Here is a 15,179-nt window from a genome sequence, read left to right on the forward strand (position 1 = left end):
TGGGGAAGGGACAGGATCATGACGCTGACGGTGGCACTGGCAGGCGACACCATGCTCGGGCGCAGCGTCGCCGAGGAGCTGCGCCGCTCGCCGGTGCCGGGGACGCTGGTCTCCACAGGGGTCAGGAAGGCGCTCGCTGAGGCGGACCTGTTCGTGCTCAACCTGGAGTGCTGTGTCTCCGACCGCGGGCAGCGCTGGCCCGACCCGCGAAAGGCTTTCTTCTTCCGCGCTCCCTCTGCCGCCGCGAAGGTGCTCGCCGAACTGGGGGTGAGCTGTGTGACGCTCGCCAACAACCACGCCCTGGACTACGGGTTCGACGCCATGGCCGACACCCGCACCCTGCTGACCGGGGCGGGCGTCCACGCGGTCGGCGCCGGGTCGGACGTACACGCAGCCCGGGAGTTCGCGGTGCTGGAGGCGGGCGGCGTGCGGCTGGCGGTGGTGGGCGTCACGGACCACCCGGAGGAGTACGCGGCCGGGTCGGACAGTCCCGGTGTGGCCTGGGCCGATCTCCACGGCGGAGTGCCCGGCTGGCTGACGGAGTCGGTGAGCCGGGCCGCCGCGGCGGCGGATGTCGTACTGGTCACTCCGCACTGGGGTCCCAACATGACCTCCCGGCCACCGCGCCACGTCTCGGCCGCGGCCCCGGAGCTGCTGACGGCGGGAGCGACCCTGGTCGCCGGGCACTCCGCCCATGTCTTCCACGGGATCGCCGACCGGATCCTCTACGACCTGGGCGACTTCGTCGACGACTACGCCATCGATCCGGTCCTGCGCAACGACCTGGGGCTCCTCTTCCTGGTGACCCTGGACGGCCCGAATGCCGCGCACCTGGTTCCCGTCCGGGTGGAGGCGATGCCGCTGGCCCTGGACTACTGCCACACCCGCCTGGCGCGCGGCGAGGACCGGGAGTGGATCCGCGAGCGGCTCACCACCGCCTGCGCCGAGTTCGGCACCGCCGTCGCCGATCGGAACGGACGGCTGACGGTCGACTGGAGGTGAGGGACGTGGACATCACACTGGTGGAGAAGAGTCCGTACCGCTTCCGTATCGAGCAGCGGGAGCCGATGCGCGTACCCGGGGTGGTGTTCGCCTCGCGGGCGCTGCTGCCGCAGGCGGCTGGGGACAAGGCAATGGAGCAGGTGGCGAACGTGGCGACGCTGCCCGGCATCGTCCGTGCCTCCTTCGCCATGCCCGACGTCCACTGGGGCTACGGCTTCCCGATCGGCGGGGTGGCCGCCACCGACATTTCCCGCGGCGGGGTCATCTCGCCAGGCGGCGTCGGGTTCGACATCTCCTGCGGCGTACGGCTGCTGGCCGCCGATATCGACCGCGAGTCGCTGGGCCACGACCGGATGCGGAGGCTGATGGACATCCTCGACAGCACCATCCCGCGCGGCATGGGGCGTGGCGGCCTGTGGAAGCTGTCGGGGGCCGGTGAGATGGACGAGCTGCTGGTCGGTGGCGCTCGGTACGCGGTCGAGCACGGGCACGGTGTGCCGCGCGACCTCGCGCGCTGCGAGGACTACGGCGTCCTGGACGGCGCGGCCCCGGGGCAGGTGAGCACGCGCGCCGTCGAGCGCGGCCTCCACCAGGTGGGAAGCCTCGGCTCGGGCAACCACTTCCTGGAGGTCCAGGCGGTCGATCAGATCTTCGACGAGGCCACCGCGGCGGCCTTCGGACTGCAGGTGGGCCAGGTGTGCGTCATGATCCACTGCGGCTCGCGCGGCTTGGGACACCAGGTGTGCACCGACCACGTCCGCGTGATGGACCAGGAACTGCACCGGCACCGCATACAGGTCCCGGACCGGCAGCTGGCCTGCACGCCGGTCGACTCGCCCCGGGGCCACGCCTACCTGGGGGCGATGGCGGCGGCCGCCAACTACGGCCGGGCCAACCGCCAGCTGCTGTCCGAAGCCACCCGCCACGCCTTCACCACAGCTGCGGGAGTCGGTCTGGAGCTGGTCTACGACATCTCGCACAACACGGCCAAACTCGAGACCCACAAAGTGGACGGTGTGGCACGTCCACTGTGCGTCCACCGCAAGGGCGCGACGCGGGCGCTGCCGCCCGGCGACCCGAGCCTGCCGGAGGACCTCGTCCGGGCGGGTCAGCCGGTACTGGTCCCCGGGACGATGGGCACTGCCTCGTACGTGATGGTCGGCCTGCCCGGTAACGACGCCTTCCACTCCGCCTGCCACGGCGCCGGCCGGGTCTGGAGCCGCCATCACGCGCTGCGCATGGTCCGTGGGGAGCAGCTTCGCGGCGAGCTGGAGGCCCGAGGCATCGCCGTGCGCCCCTCCTCGTGGCGTGGTCTCGCCGAGGAGGCGCCGGAGGCGTACAAGGACGTCGACGCGGTCGCCGCCGTCACCGAGGGCGCCGGACTCGCCCGGCTGGTCGCACGTCTGGTGCCGCTGGGCGTCGTCAAGGGATGAGCCGGTGCGGAGCGCGCGAGAGGGGCGCAGCTTCCTGGAGGGCCTGGTCAGTGAGGGGTGCGCGCTGCCGGTGTCCGCGGGAGTCGCTCCGCCGCGCTCCCGCGCGATTCGGCGGCAGTACGCGGACTTGCCGGAGCTTCGCGCATGCTCCGACCAGGTGGGCTCCCGCGCCTCGGCGGAACGCGAGTAGCGTGGAGCCTAGGTGCAGGGTCGGGAAGAAATCCGGTCGAATACCGAGGGCAGGGATGACAGGTTACCGTCCTGCAGTTTTCTGACATCGTCGGGCAAAAGGGCCCATCTTCTTGAGGTCATCGAGCAACCGCACGTAGACGCAGCAACCTGGGAGGAGCGGCTATGGCGGCCGCGGATCCGGAAGTGGTCGTGCACGCCGGACCGGTCCGGCTCCACGGGCAACTGTCTGTCCCCGAAGGAGCCACGAGTGTGGTCGTGTTCGCCCACGGCAGCGGCAGCAGTCGGCACAGCCCGCGCAACCGCTTCGTCTCGACCTCGCTGAACAGGGTCGGCCTGGCCACGCTGCTGTTCGACCTTCTCACGGCGGAGGAAGAACTGGACCGCGCTCATGTCTTCGACACCGCTTTGCTGGCCCGCCGCTTGGCCGACGCCACCCGCTGGTTGCTCGAGCAGTCCGAGACCCATGGCCTCTCGGTCGGCTACTTCGGCGCCAGTACCGGCGCAGCCGCCGCATTGTGGGCGGCCGCGGAGCCGGACTCCCCGGCCGTGGCGGTCGTCTCGCGCGGCGGCAGGCCCGATCTGGCCGGGCCCCGCCTGCCGGCGGTGACCGCGCCCACGCTGCTCATCGTCGGAGGCGATGACGAGGTGGTGCTGGGCCTCAACCGCCAGGCCCAGGCGCTGATGCGCTGCGAGAGCCGACTGGCCGTGGTCCCCGGCGCGACTCATCTGTTCGAGGAGCCCGGTGCTCTGGGGAAGGTGGCGGAGCTGGCCGGCGAGTGGTTCGCCGACCACCTGGCTCGTCGGACGGGACCAGGCGGCTGAGCGCCGGCCCCGGTTGCGAGGCCCTCGAAGATGCGGAACGAGGCCATCTATGCAACCCGCTTGTCTACGCGCATCATTAGGTTGGTTCGCTCGCACAACCATCCCCGGTCGCACGACGGCCATCCCCGCTTCACATGTGTCTGTCGACGGCCGGTCCAATTCTTGTCATGCACTTGTCACTTCCCGGGAGGGGCAACACGATGGCTTGCGGATCAACCAGCCTGTGGGCCGGTGAAACCAGCTGGTTCTGCTGCGGCAACGCCTGGGGGCCATGCTCCAGTGCCGGCGGCGGCGCCTGCGGCAACTGCCAGTCCAGCGCACACCACGGCGCGTGGCCCAACGCCTCACAGGCGTGCTGGAACATCACCCGGCCCGACCTCTGTGGCGAGAACATCCCCAGACGCGGCTGCGGTGCGGTGATGAACGTCAAGCACCAGTGCTCCGGCGCGACAGTGTGCATCACGATCACCGACTGCGGCCCACGCACCAAGGACTGGTGCGGCGAGGCGACTTGCTGCAACGGCACCTGCCGCACCAACCGGGTCCTCGACCTGACCCCGGCCGCCTTCTCGGCGATCGGCAACCTGAGCTCGGGCAAGCTGCCGGTCTACATCTACGAGTGAGGAGGACCGACATGACCGTACGACACGACCGGGCCGACGGGATGCGCCGCCGGCACTTCCTCACCAATGCCGCCCTCGGCGGCGCGACCATCATCGGCGCGACCGCGCTCGGCGGCCTCGATGCCGAGGCCGCCTTCGCCGCGGAACCCTCCCTAGACCCCGCGATAGCCAAGTCCACCTTCGTGGAGGGCCGCATCACGGGCATGACCGGCAGCATCCTGGAGGTGGCCGGATCCAATGGCGGCCATTCCCGGGTGCAGATGACCAACGTCACCAGCGTGTGGAAAGTGCGCGCCACCACGGCCGAAGTGATCGAGGTGGGCGACGGGCTCTACGCACGCGGCGTCAAGATGCCCGACGGCACCGTGGCCGCCGACGCGGTGTGGGTGAACATCGTGAATCTGGACACACAGATCCGCGGCATCGCGAAGAACCGGCTGCACCTCGCCCACGGGCAGCACGAACTGGTCGGCCACGTCGCCCCGGACGCCAGCGCCTCCTACGCGGGCCGCGCGCTGACGTCCGACCTGTCGCGGCTGCGCATCGGGCAGAGCGCCCAGGTGCTCGGTGCCTGGCGGCCGTCCGACAACTCCGTGGACGTCGTCCGCATCTCCGTCGGGCACTGACGCAGGTCCAAGGACACAGAGAGAGGAACAGATGCTGTCACTGACAACGAGCCTCGCCCCGCTGGTCCTCGCGGGCCTGCTCGGGTGGACCGGAGCGGTCAAGGTGTTCAGCCGGGGCACCGCGCAACAGGCGCCGAAGACGGCGCTGGCCCGCATGCTGCGCAGCAGTGACCGGGCCACGACGGTGCTGCGCGCGACCGGCGCAGGTGAACTCCTGATCGCCGCAGGTCTGCTGGTGGTCCCGGCGAACCCGGTGCCGGGGGCCGCCGCCGCGGTCCTCGGAGCGGGCTTCCTCGGCTACCTCGGCTACGGCCGGGCCGTGGCACCGGAGTCCTCCTGCGGCTGCTCGGCAAGTGAGGACACTCCCATCACCTGGCGGGCGTTCGCGCGAGCGGCGCTCGTGCTCATCGGCGGGGCCACGGTGGCGGTGGCACAGGGCACCTGGTGGCCGGCCGTCTCCGAGCGGCCTGCCGGTGCCCTCGTCCTCCTGGCCGGGGCGGCGGCGGTTCTCGTCGCCCTCTCGGCCGACCTCGACCGGTGGTGGCTGCTGCCACTGCGCCGGACGAGACTGCGTGTCTTCGGCCACCCGCTCCTCGGCACCGCCGACGGGAACCCGGTGCCGGTCGCGGCGAGCGTCGAACTCCTGGAGAACTCCCTGGCCTGGCAGGCCGCCGCGCCAGTGGTCCGGTCTGCCTTGCTGGACCACTGGGAGGACGACGGCTGGCGCATTCTCCAGTACTCGGGTGTGTACGGGGACCGTGAGAACGCGCGCCCGGTCGCGGTGGTGTTCGCACTCGACGCCACGGCCGGCCGCGACACCGGTGGTGCCCCGGTCGTCCGTGTCAGTTATGTCGACGCGGACAGCGGGGAAGCGGTGGCCGTGGACGAACTCAACGCGGTGCCGTCGCGGAGGATCCTACCGATGGCGGGCTGACGCCACGGACGGATACCTCGGCCCGCCACGGGCTGAGGAGCGCAGCAGGGCCGGTCCCGCGACAGCCGCGGGTCCGGCCCTGCTGGGAAGGCGAGCCGTTCAGACCCGCGAGCTGCACCGCCATCTGCGCCGGAGCAATGCCAACGCCCGCCACCGCGACCTCCTGGCCACCCACCGCCGCGAACGAGCCCGTATTCGCAGCGAGAAGGGCCTCCGCTGAGCGGCCGACCGATTGGCAGCGGTCTGAGGTTTCCCGCCACGACGGTCTACTCGGCCATCTCCTCGGGAGACAGCCGAGTGATCTTCTTTCCCGCTTCGGTCTCGACCAGGGTCAACGCGCCAATCCAGTTCCCGTCTTCGGGATACTCCCAGGTGGCCGCATCTTCGAGAATCGCCGGAAGCTGGTTACGAGGCACCAGCTCGCCGGGCTGATACCCATTCTCCCCGGAGAGGGAGGTCCACTGTGCGAGTCGACGGACCTCGATCCACCCACGATCAATGAGAACGAGCAGGATTCCCGCCAGCTCGTCGACCGGTCGGGGCTGGTCGGCTTCGTCGAGATCGCCCCAGACACCAGGCAGGATGTCACTCTCATAGGAATTGACCATGAAGGCTTCTTCAGACTTGGTCAATGTGTCCCACTCTTGCTTGCTCACTCAGCAATCGTCGCAGAGCCGGGGCACGGCAGGCTGCTACACCGCTGACCAGGCCATCCCGACTCGGAGCTCACCCTGGCCGCCCAAACCCGGTGAACCTGCCCGGTCACAGCAATAGCTGGCGGCATGACCGCATGGCTGAGCCGAAGCGCGGTAGTTGTCGCAAAGGCAGGTTTGCTGTCGCCAAGACCGGCATACGGTGTTGCGGTAGGTGATGCTTCGCGGTCGATGCCCAGCGAATCGGCCCCACGGGATGTCGCTCTCGGACTTGTGGACAGTCCGGGCGCGGGCGAACTCGGTGGCGGGCAGGCTATAAGGAAGGACGATTGGCACGCTGGCTCGCCGCCCATGGCAAAAGGCGTTGCGGCTCCGGCCCCTCGGCGGCAGCGCCCGGGGGAAGCCGGGAAGCCCGCCAACCGGGCGGGCCTGCGGGCCGGTCCGGCATGGCGCCGTGCCGAGGCGCGATGTACCCGGATGCTGATGGCCTCCGAACCATGCAGGAGAGACCATGGACGACCTCAGCCGTCAAGAAGTCCGGCAATCATCATCCGTTGGCGCGGGCCGCGACACTCCCGGTCAGCCGGGGGTCATCGGCATCGCGCTCGCCGCCGTGCTGACGGCCGCACTCGCGCAGGGTTCCTGGCAATGGTTCTCCACATACATCGGAGTGACGCTTCTTGCGTTGATTTTCTCCTTTTACCGACTGCCGACGTGGATCCCTGGCCTCGGATCGACGTACATGCGGAATCTGGCCGCGTATTCGCTGGTTGTCGGCCTGTGCGTAGCGATCACGCTGGCCCCAGCGCTGCAGCGCTGGGCATGGCTGTTTCCGATGCCCGGCACTCGTAGCGGGTGCCCTGAGCTCGGCAGGTACGAAGCCATCCGCACGGAGGCCGCGCTGGCGAACCTGGTTGGTCGCGACAGTGCCGCCGTGGCTCACGCACAGGAGGTTCAGGGCCATGTTGCTGTTGCCGACTGCCTGTCAGCCACTACGACCCTGTGGCTGCCGGTGTACGGAGCCGGGGCGGCCGTACTGGTGGGTCTGGGCGCGTGGTCCCTTGACCGAGCCCGGGTGAGGAAAGAGGCGGCCGTGGCCGGCCGAAATCCCCCTCGTAAGGACTGAGCAGGAGTTCGAGCGCGACAGGACGGCAAGGAGTGGCTGTCAGGGCCACCGCCACCCTCTGACCGATTGTGACAAGCGGTGCGTTTCGATTCCCCCGTTGGCCTCGCCGAAGGGGAACCTTCGCGATCGCGCAAACTGCGTAAACCCTGTGGCCAGCAGCGCTGGCCAGTGGGCCGGGAACTCCCGGCATCACATGCGCGCGTGGTGCTCGATGTCTTCTCTGAACTTGGTGAGAGCCTGGTCGGTGAGTGTGGGGCGGGTATCGGCGATGGCAGCGAGGTAGTCCTCGGTGCTGGCCGGCACGCCTTTGCGGTCGGTGACTTCGCGTTCGAATGCGGCGTGGGAGCCGTTGCGAGCGGCGAACTCGATGTCGGCGGGTGTGAACATCTCGCTGGCTGACACCAGTCGGTGCAGCTTGATGTCGTTGGCAGCGGGGCCGAGGTAGCGCTGCCAGATCGCCGCCCGGGCTTTCGGATCGGGAGGGCCGACCGGAATGACGTAGTCGAACCGGCCGGGGCGCAGGAACGCCGGATCGAGGGAGCGGACGGAGTTGGTGGCGCAGATCAGCAGACGGTTGTCATGGTCGCGGAAACCAGGGATCAGCTTGAGCAGTTCATTGGTGACTCCGTGGCCGGGATCGACGGCCTGACCGGACCGGACGCCGGCGATCTCCTCGACCTCGTCGATGAACAGCAGAACGGATTCCAGCTCCGCCAGATCTGCGAACGTGTCCCGCAGTGAGGCGGCCAGGCCGCCGGTGGCACCCTCCGTGAGGCGGGAGGGAAAGAGTTCCACAAACGGCCAGGCCAGCCGGGAGGCTACTGCCTTGGCGAAACTGGTCTTTCCGGTGCCCGGCGGGCCGAAGAGGATGACGGCTTTCGGCGGCGTCACTCCATACCGGTCGGCCAACACGGGCTCGGCCAGCGGCAGCACGATCCGCCGCTCGATGGCTTCTCTCTCTCGTTCCATACCCGCGAGGGCACCCCAGAGCCCCTGCGGTAGCACCCTTCCTCCGAGCTCCGCGAGCAGACCTGCATCACTCGCCCCGAGATGCTCGACCTTCTCGTAGAAGGTCAACCCGTCGCGAGTGCGGTAGCCGGAGTTTTCCAACGCCGTGGTTCCGGTGGCCCCTCGGGCGAGCAACGCACCGATGCGGCGCACCCCCTGAATGCGCAGACGCCTCTCGATTTCTGCGATCAGGGCGCTCCCGAGCCCGCGGTTACGCCACACCCTTGCGAGCGCCACCAGCGTGATCCAGGCCCGCTCGCCCTGGGCCTGCGCCACTGCCATGCCCACCAGGTCCTCGCCGACCACTGCAACAACTACGGTCCCGCCGGTCCGAGCTGAGGCCATGGCCTCAGAGACGGGGAACACGGGAGGCATATCGTCGTCCTGCCGGTCCTGATCCCATATCTGGATTGCACGGTCCATATCGTCATCGCGGAAGTCCCGCAATCGCCACGTCGGCATAATCGCCACCTTGTCGGCAGGTCGCCACCGCCACGCCGACACCCCGGCCGCGGGCTGCCCAGCGGCTGCCCTGCTTGCCTCATTCTCCGCGCCGATCAGATGCCCGTCGACCGGGCGGGTGTCCACCACCCGAGGAGAGATCCCGGCGTTTGATAATCGGCAGCAGTCCCGGCAAGTCCCGGCCGCTCAATGTCGGTGGCACAACCTTAAATCTTCAGCGGCAACGCTCAAGCTTCTATGGCACAGGACACCCGTGGGTGACCCCGCCGGCGGGGATGCGGCGGGTCAAGGCCAGTGTGCCAGGTGCATCCCCCCTCTCACTGCGTCTCACACGAGGCGACCTGACTTGAGGTGTCCTAGTTTGGGAAGGGCAAGAATTCGTCCACGCGAGGAGTCGTGATGACTCACGGAAGCAGCAAGGACAAGCTCACAGGCAAGGCGAAGGAAGCCATGGGCAAGATGACTGGCAACCGACGCAAGGAAGCCGAGGGGAAGGCAGACCAGGCCAAGGGACGGGCGAAGGAAGCCCTGGATGACGCCCAGAAGCGCACTCCCGGAAAGTCCGGCCCGAAAGATCCGCTGATCACCGACGACGAGTAGTTACAGGCCCCGGGCCCCCGTCCAAGCGGCGGGGGCTCGGTCCCATAGCGGACAGTCCGCAATCGAACTCGCGTCCGGTCTGTTGCCTGATCTGCTCCGTCTCCGCATGTTGGTGATATCGCTCGCGAAGAGGCGGCACGGCGAAGAGCACCGGACTGTCTGCTGGAGTTCGGCATCGGGCGAGGCTCCCAGTCAGCCGAGGTCACGCTGGGGCGCTGCTGTTCCATCGGCAAGCGGGGCCGCAGCACCGACCGGGACCATGCCCTTACTCTCTTCTACATCTCTTCGCGGACCGAATCCGGGCTTGCGTGCACTGTCGACCGGAAAAGATGCCTTCTACGGAGGCCTCATCCTGATGTGGCACGGCTGGAGCGTCCTGGCACAGCCGGCCGACCTGCGGGCCTCCACTGAGGCCGCGGCCTCCTCTCGCCGGCAGAAACATGCTGAAAGGCGCTGGGATCAGTGGCCTCAGTCCCAAGACACTGCCGCTGCACTTCTCGCTGTTCCCACAGTTCATGGACCATGCGGCGGGCTGGCCCCTCGCCGCCCAGACCGGTCTGTTCGGCACGCTCCACATGGCTAGGCCGTTTCGTTTGGATCACCGGGCAGACCAGGGGAAGATGCCCGCGATGTGGAGTCCAGCCCGGTAGATGGTTGCGGTCTTCTCGTAGCGGGTGGCGATGCCTCGCCACTGTTTCAAGCGGTTAATGCAGCGTTCGACGGTGTTGCGCTGCTTGTAGGCCTCGCGGTCGAAGGCGGGTGGCCTGCCACCGCGGCTTCCGCGACGAAGCCGGTGGCCGCGTTGATCGGCCGGAACAGGGATCACTGCTCGAATCCCGCGCTTGCGTAGGTGTTCGCGGATCGCGCGGGAGGAGTAGGCCTTGTCGGCCAGGACCAGGTCCGGCCTCGTGCGGGGCCGTCCTCTCCGTCGAGGAACGCGCAGGCGGGCCACCACGTGCGTGAAGGCGGGCGCGTCGCCGGCCTGTCCGGCGGTGAGATGGAAGGCCAGAGGCCGGCAGTGGATATCTGACGCAAGATGGATCTTTGTGGTCAGTCCGCCGCGGGACCGGCCGATGGCGTGGTCATCCGGCTCGCCAGCCGGGGCCCCCTTTCTTTGCGGGCCCCGGCCGCATGCTGGTGTGCGCGCACGATAGTGGAGTCCACCGAGACGGCCCAGGTGACGTCTTCTTCGGCGTCGGCCTGCGCGATCAACGCAGTGAACACCCGCTCCCAAGTGCCGTCGATGGCCCACATCCGCGGTCGGTTGTAGACGCCCCGCCAGTTGCCGCACTTCCCCGGCAAATGGATCCACTGCGACCCGGTCTGGAACTTCCAGGCGGTTGCGTCGATTACTTCACGGTGGTCCCTCCATCGGCCCCCCTCCTCGGCGTCCGGTCCGGGAGCAACGGCTCGATCCGCGCCCATTGCGCATCAGTCAACGGCACATCCAACCCAACGAGGGAGGCAGCCCGGCCGTCATTCCTAGGGCGCGTATCGAGTCGTGATCAATCTGCGGGATTCGCCCTCACGGCGGGGCCTGGACCGGTAGATCTTCTTGCATGACGCGAATGCAACTGTCTGACATGGACTGGGAGTTCATCGAGCCGTACCTGCCCATCGGCGAGTACGGCCCGTACCCCGAGCGGCTTCGGCAGCAGCTCGAGGGCGTGATCTGGCGATTCAAGACGGGCGGGCGGTGGCGGGAGATGCCTCAGGAGTTCGGTGCCTGGTCGACCGTCCACAACCGCTTCCGGCAATGGCGTGACGCTGGCATCTTCGAGGCCCTGCTGGAGGGGCTGATCGCGGAAGCCGCGAAGCGGGGCGAGGTGGACCTGTCCCTGGTCAGCGTCGACTCCACTACCGCGCGAGCTCACCACGACGCCGCCGGGATGCATCTGGAACAGGACGTCGTCGCCGCGTTGGAGAAGGCCGCCGAGGAGGAGCAGGCCCGGTCAAAAGGGGCGGCCTCGAAGAACAAACCGGGCCGGACGCAGAACCCGATCCCGAGCGGGAAGAGCGACGACGCATCCGGCGTCGCCGAAAGCTCCGACTGAAGGCCGCCCTCCTCGGACGCTCAAGAGGTGGGCAAACCAGCAAGGTCCACCTTGCCGCCGACCGCAAGTGCCGCCCGCCGGCGTTCGTCCTGACCGCGGGACAGGCCGCCGACAGCCCGCAATTCATCCCCGTGCTGGGGAAGATACGGGTCCGTGGGCCCGTCGGCCGCCCGCGCACCCGGCCGGACGCGGTCGCCGGGGACAAGGCCTACTCGTCCCGCGGCAACCGGGCCCACCTGCGGAAACGCCGCATCAAGGCAGTCATCCCGGAGAAGAAGGACCAAGCCGCCAATCGGACGAAGAAGGGCAGCAGGGGCGGGCGGCCCGTCAGTCACGACGCGGACCTCTACGAAGAGCGGAACACCGTCGAACGCCTGATCAACAAGCTCAAGGCCTGGCGAGGCATCGCCACCCGCTACGACAAGACCCCCGACAGCTACCTCACCGGCCTCCACCTACGCGCCTCGATGATCTGGATCAAAGACCTCACCCGGACCACCCATTGATCACGACTCAATACGCGCCGTGGTCCCACCAGAACGACCAGGAAGTCCGCCCCACAAGGTCGATCGCGTACTCGGGGAACGGCGTGGGCGGGTCATCGACGATGTTGTCCGCAGTCGACAGCACGTGCTCCAAAGCGAGCAGGCTCGCATGCTCTGCTTCGACTGGAGGTCTCGCGACCGATACGTGCAGCTCGCTGCCGAACAACGCCACAACCTGGGCACCGAAGCGGTCCTCCCAGCTCCGAAGGAGTGCACACAGCAGAGGGAGAGGTGCCTCCGCGGACCACCCGATCAACGCAAGAGCATCGCTGCTGCGATGGGCAGGGACGAGAACGAGGCGGCACTCGTCCAGCCCGAACTGGCCCGTCCCGATGAGCCCGGCAAGCAGGCTTGACGCAGCCTCCTCGGGCGTGGGGCCTTCAGAGGCAAGGGGCATCTCCGGTGCCAGGCCCGGCCACTGTCCGAAAGGCGGCCCGGGGTCGTGTGGCCACGACTCGATTCCCTGAGGTACCGGGGCAGGCGTCGGGTCCGTCCAGAACGGCAGCCTGCTGCGGCGGTACTCAGCGAAGCCCGCGGCCAGCACCTCGTCCAGGCGGACGGCGTCGGCGTGGTCCAGGCTGAGCGGTTTTCCCATGGCGGCGGGCCAGCACAGGAGTGGAACCGGGGCATGTGCTCGTTGCTTGCTCAGCAGGCGGGGCCACAGCCTTTCGACGTCTTGAGGGAATTCGTCTGAGACCCACACACGTACGGGACCACGAGACAGGAACCGGCCGGGAGGCAATCCATCGGGCAGAACAAACATGGTCGCACCGTAGACCGCGGTTCCGACAGCGCAGCCGCCTGAGGCACCAACGACGCCTCCGCTCTCAGTGATCCAAACGAAACTGCCTAGTTGCGCCACGGTCCACCTCGCCGTCGGCGTCCTTGCCCGTACGGTGCCCAATACCCGGCCGACGGCCACTCGCGCCTCCGGTGCCATGACTCAATCCGTCAGCAACCTCTCTCGCCGGCCGCAGGGTGGGAGGGAGTATTCACAACGTCTGCTGACCCGTCGCAGTGAACGCCTTCTGGCCGCCCCGGACGCCGAATACTCCAGTTGGCACACGGGCAGCGTTCGTCCGGACCTCTGGGCTGTTCCCATGGCTTCAATGTGGTCGCCGACGGCAGAGGACAGCAGATTGATCTCGTACTCCACCGTGAGCACCGAGGTGTTCTCGGTAAACAGGGTGAAGGCCGCGTAGCCGCCACGCTGTCCGCGATGGCGGGTGGCTCCCGCTTGGAAGTGGCCGTTCTGCTGAGTCAATTCGGGCGTCACGCAAAGATCCGCACGAACACCAGATGCCGGCAGGCGGCCCGGCCAGCCAGTTAGGGAGACAGGCCAGGGGCGACCGGGCCACCGCCGGTATCTCCATCCTCAGGGCAGACCCGCACCGCCGCATCTGGGCCGGCCAGATGCGCCCGCCGTCACCCCGGGCCACCCTGGAGTCATGGCAACACCACCGATCACCATCCACGCCCCCACCCCGTCCGGCGCCCGGCCCGTAACCGTACACGTCAACAGTCGCGACGAAAGACTCGGACTCGCACACAGCGATCACGACCTCATCGTGTTCCTCGCCGACGCCGGCTTGGCGGACCCGGAGCGGATCCTCGACAACCCCGCTGTGGTCCAATGGCAAGGCGCCGAAGCGCATCGGTACGAGGTCATCGCCAGCCGCTCGCTAAAGGCACGATGACGATCGGGCCTGTTGATCTGTTTCAGCCTCTGCCCGCCGCACAAGGCATCGAGCAGTTCGTGGTGAGTGGTGCCCATACAACGTCGTGAACGTCACCAGGTGATGCAGCCAGTGATCGCCGGCGTATATCGCTCGGGAGATTCAGCAGACCGACACCTACGGCGGCGACAGCAGTCAGCCCTCCGGCCTCGGACAGCCACAGCCACTCACGGCCGGGGACCGGCTTCGTAGGGCCGCCGCTGTTCTTGAAATCTCCGACGCTTTGCACCAGCCGACCACCCACGATCAGGGACTGCGGGGCGCCAACCATGCGCTGGGTAATGGCGAGTAATTCTGGTCATCACCTTTTCTCAGAGCAGGCGCTGAACTAGTTGATGGAAGAGTGCACGGGGCGCGATGGACCGGGCCAGCGCATCAGCGTGACAGGCGGCATCTTCCGCGCCCTGATGAATGGGGGACCAAGGCCGCAGAGACATCAGAAAAGGAGGCATCAGACCTGTGAGACAAACAGGTCTGATGCAGTGGGGGTCACTACAGGGAACCCCGGAACGACGCTACCGAGGGGTTAGTCTCCCGTGTTGGTGGCCCAGACCGGGCGCCTGTCGGCGTTGTAGACGACTACGTTGCCGTCGTCCTGGACGGCGAGGTACGCACCCTTGCGCCAGGTGCCGGAGGCCCAGAGCGGGTGGCCGCCGCGGTCATACAGGACGAAGTTCCCGTCTTCCTGCATGACCGCATGGTCGCCGTTGGGGTAGGCGCCGGGGGCCTGCCACACCGGCCGGTTGTCCTTGTAGAGGACGAAGTTCCCGTCCTGCTGCACCCGCAGGATGGCCCGACCGTTGCCCGAGGTCCAGGCGTGGTTCTTGTACAGCGTCGCCCTCGGATGGATCAGCGTGTCGGACGTGGGGCGCGCACCGGAGGCCTGGGTGTGGCGAACCGCAGCCGACGCGGACACGGAGGCCTGAGCGGTACCCGCCAGCGTTCCGCCGACCGCGAGCAGCGCGGTCGCGACGGCGAGCGACGGGAAGGCACGGAGTTTCATCAATTTCCCTTCAAGGGATCGGAGGCGTCCTGTTTTCAGGCCGCGCCATGAAACTCCCACAGATCCTTCAGAGAAAACCTGTTCCGAGAGATCTGGAATTAGTGCGGATTACTGACATCCATATCATCATCGGTGGATACTTGTTTCGCGGAAAACCATCTCCCAGCTTCAGGGTGAATCGTCAACACGTTCTCGTCCCGGCAGCACCGATAGGAGTTCGTCACACGCGGGACAATAGGCGGCGCCCCGGGGCTGCCAGCTTTCCCGTCGCTCCCCCATCAGCTCCGTTTCGTCGACGCCTGACCGTGCCGGCCCGGCCAAAGCAGCGGTGCGCGGCGCCGTACGCGAAACCACGTCGTC

At 67.9% G+C, this 15,179-nt stretch carries 12 protein-coding genes and 3 pseudogenes; 10 read left to right on the forward strand and 5 right to left on the reverse strand.

The features are described 5' to 3' along the window. Nucleotides 1-18 precede the first annotated feature (18 nt). The 6 genes and pseudogenes from OG609_RS01125 (at nt 19) to OG609_RS01150 (ending at nt 5,632) form a co-directional block, all read left to right on the forward strand. Complete coding sequence (locus OG609_RS01125; protein WP_327271002.1) at nt 19-1,002, forward strand: CapA family protein; 984 nt, start codon at nt 19-21, stop codon at nt 1,000-1,002. 5 nt (nt 1,003-1,007) lie between these two features. Then, nucleotides 1,008-2,435: an RtcB family protein gene (locus tag OG609_RS01130; protein WP_327271003.1), complete on the forward strand. Its 1,428-nt coding sequence runs from the start codon at nt 1,008-1,010 to the stop codon at nt 2,433-2,435. Nucleotides 2,436-2,783: 348 nt separating this feature from the next. Next, a pseudogene (locus OG609_RS01135) lies at nt 2,784-3,449 on the forward strand (dienelactone hydrolase family protein); the annotation flags it as partial. Between the two features lie 200 nt (nt 3,450-3,649). Further along, nucleotides 3,650-4,072, forward strand: a complete 423-nt coding sequence (locus OG609_RS01140; protein WP_030926101.1) for an RlpA-like double-psi beta-barrel domain-containing protein — start codon at nt 3,650-3,652, stop codon at nt 4,070-4,072. Nucleotides 4,073-4,083: 11 nt separating this feature from the next. Further along, entirely contained in the window at nt 4,084-4,698 is a 615-nt protein-coding gene (locus tag OG609_RS01145) for a cell wall protein (protein WP_327271004.1), read from the forward strand. Nucleotides 4,699-4,729: 31 nt separating this feature from the next. Beyond that, nucleotides 4,730-5,632, forward strand: coding sequence for a MauE/DoxX family redox-associated membrane protein (locus OG609_RS01150; protein ID WP_327271005.1), 903 nt, complete (start codon nt 4,730-4,732; stop codon nt 5,630-5,632). 266 nt (nt 5,633-5,898) lie between these two features. Here the strand turns inward: OG609_RS01150 and OG609_RS01155 are convergent, their stop codons facing one another. After that, nucleotides 5,899-6,288: a hypothetical protein gene (locus OG609_RS01155; protein ID WP_327271006.1), complete on the reverse strand. Its 390-nt coding sequence runs from the start codon at nt 6,286-6,288 to the stop codon at nt 5,899-5,901. A gap of 508 nt (nt 6,289-6,796) precedes the next feature. Here OG609_RS01155 and OG609_RS01160 point away from each other — a divergent pair. Next, complete coding sequence (locus tag OG609_RS01160) at nt 6,797-7,411, forward strand: hypothetical protein (protein WP_327271007.1); 615 nt, start codon at nt 6,797-6,799, stop codon at nt 7,409-7,411. Nucleotides 7,412-7,600: 189 nt separating this feature from the next. Here the strand turns inward: OG609_RS01160 and OG609_RS01165 are convergent, their stop codons facing one another. Continuing rightward, nucleotides 7,601-8,881 (reverse strand): ATP-binding protein, encoded by a 1,281-nt coding sequence (locus tag OG609_RS01165; protein WP_327277903.1) that lies wholly within the window; start codon nt 8,879-8,881, stop codon nt 7,601-7,603. 399 nt (nt 8,882-9,280) lie between these two features. Between OG609_RS01165 and OG609_RS01170 the strand changes: the two genes are divergently transcribed. After that, the gene (locus tag OG609_RS01170) at nt 9,281-9,481 is read left to right on the forward strand and encodes a CsbD family protein (protein WP_327271008.1); all 201 of its coding nucleotides are present in this window, start codon (nt 9,281-9,283) and stop codon (nt 9,479-9,481) included. Nucleotides 9,482-10,079: 598 nt separating this feature from the next. Here OG609_RS01170 and OG609_RS01175 read toward each other — a convergent pair. Next, nucleotides 10,080-10,932: pseudogene (locus tag OG609_RS01175) on the reverse strand (IS5 family transposase). 108 nt (nt 10,933-11,040) lie between these two features. On the opposite strand from OG609_RS01175, the pseudogene OG609_RS01180 reads away from it, so the two are divergent. Continuing rightward, a pseudogene (locus OG609_RS01180) lies at nt 11,041-12,041 on the forward strand (IS5 family transposase). Nucleotides 12,042-12,048: 7 nt separating this feature from the next. Here OG609_RS01180 and OG609_RS01185 read toward each other — a convergent pair. After that, on the reverse strand, nt 12,049-12,675 hold the full coding sequence (locus OG609_RS01185) for a DUF4253 domain-containing protein (RefSeq protein ID WP_327271009.1): 627 nt from the start codon (nt 12,673-12,675) through the stop codon (nt 12,049-12,051). Nucleotides 12,676-13,528: 853 nt separating this feature from the next. Between OG609_RS01185 and OG609_RS01190 the strand changes: the two genes are divergently transcribed. Beyond that, nucleotides 13,529-13,777 carry a hypothetical protein gene (locus tag OG609_RS01190; RefSeq protein WP_327271010.1) on the forward strand — a complete coding sequence of 83 codons (249 nt, stop codon included), beginning with the start codon at nt 13,529-13,531 and terminating at the stop codon, nt 13,775-13,777. Between the two features lie 565 nt (nt 13,778-14,342). Here OG609_RS01190 and OG609_RS01195 read toward each other — a convergent pair. After that, nucleotides 14,343-14,819: a hypothetical protein gene (locus OG609_RS01195; protein WP_327271011.1), complete on the reverse strand. Its 477-nt coding sequence runs from the start codon at nt 14,817-14,819 to the stop codon at nt 14,343-14,345. Nucleotides 14,820-15,179: the final 360 nt, after the last annotated feature.

This window comes from Streptomyces sp. NBC_01224, assembly GCF_036002945.1.
In the GTDB taxonomy this organism is placed as follows: domain Bacteria; phylum Actinomycetota; class Actinomycetes; order Streptomycetales; family Streptomycetaceae; genus Streptomyces.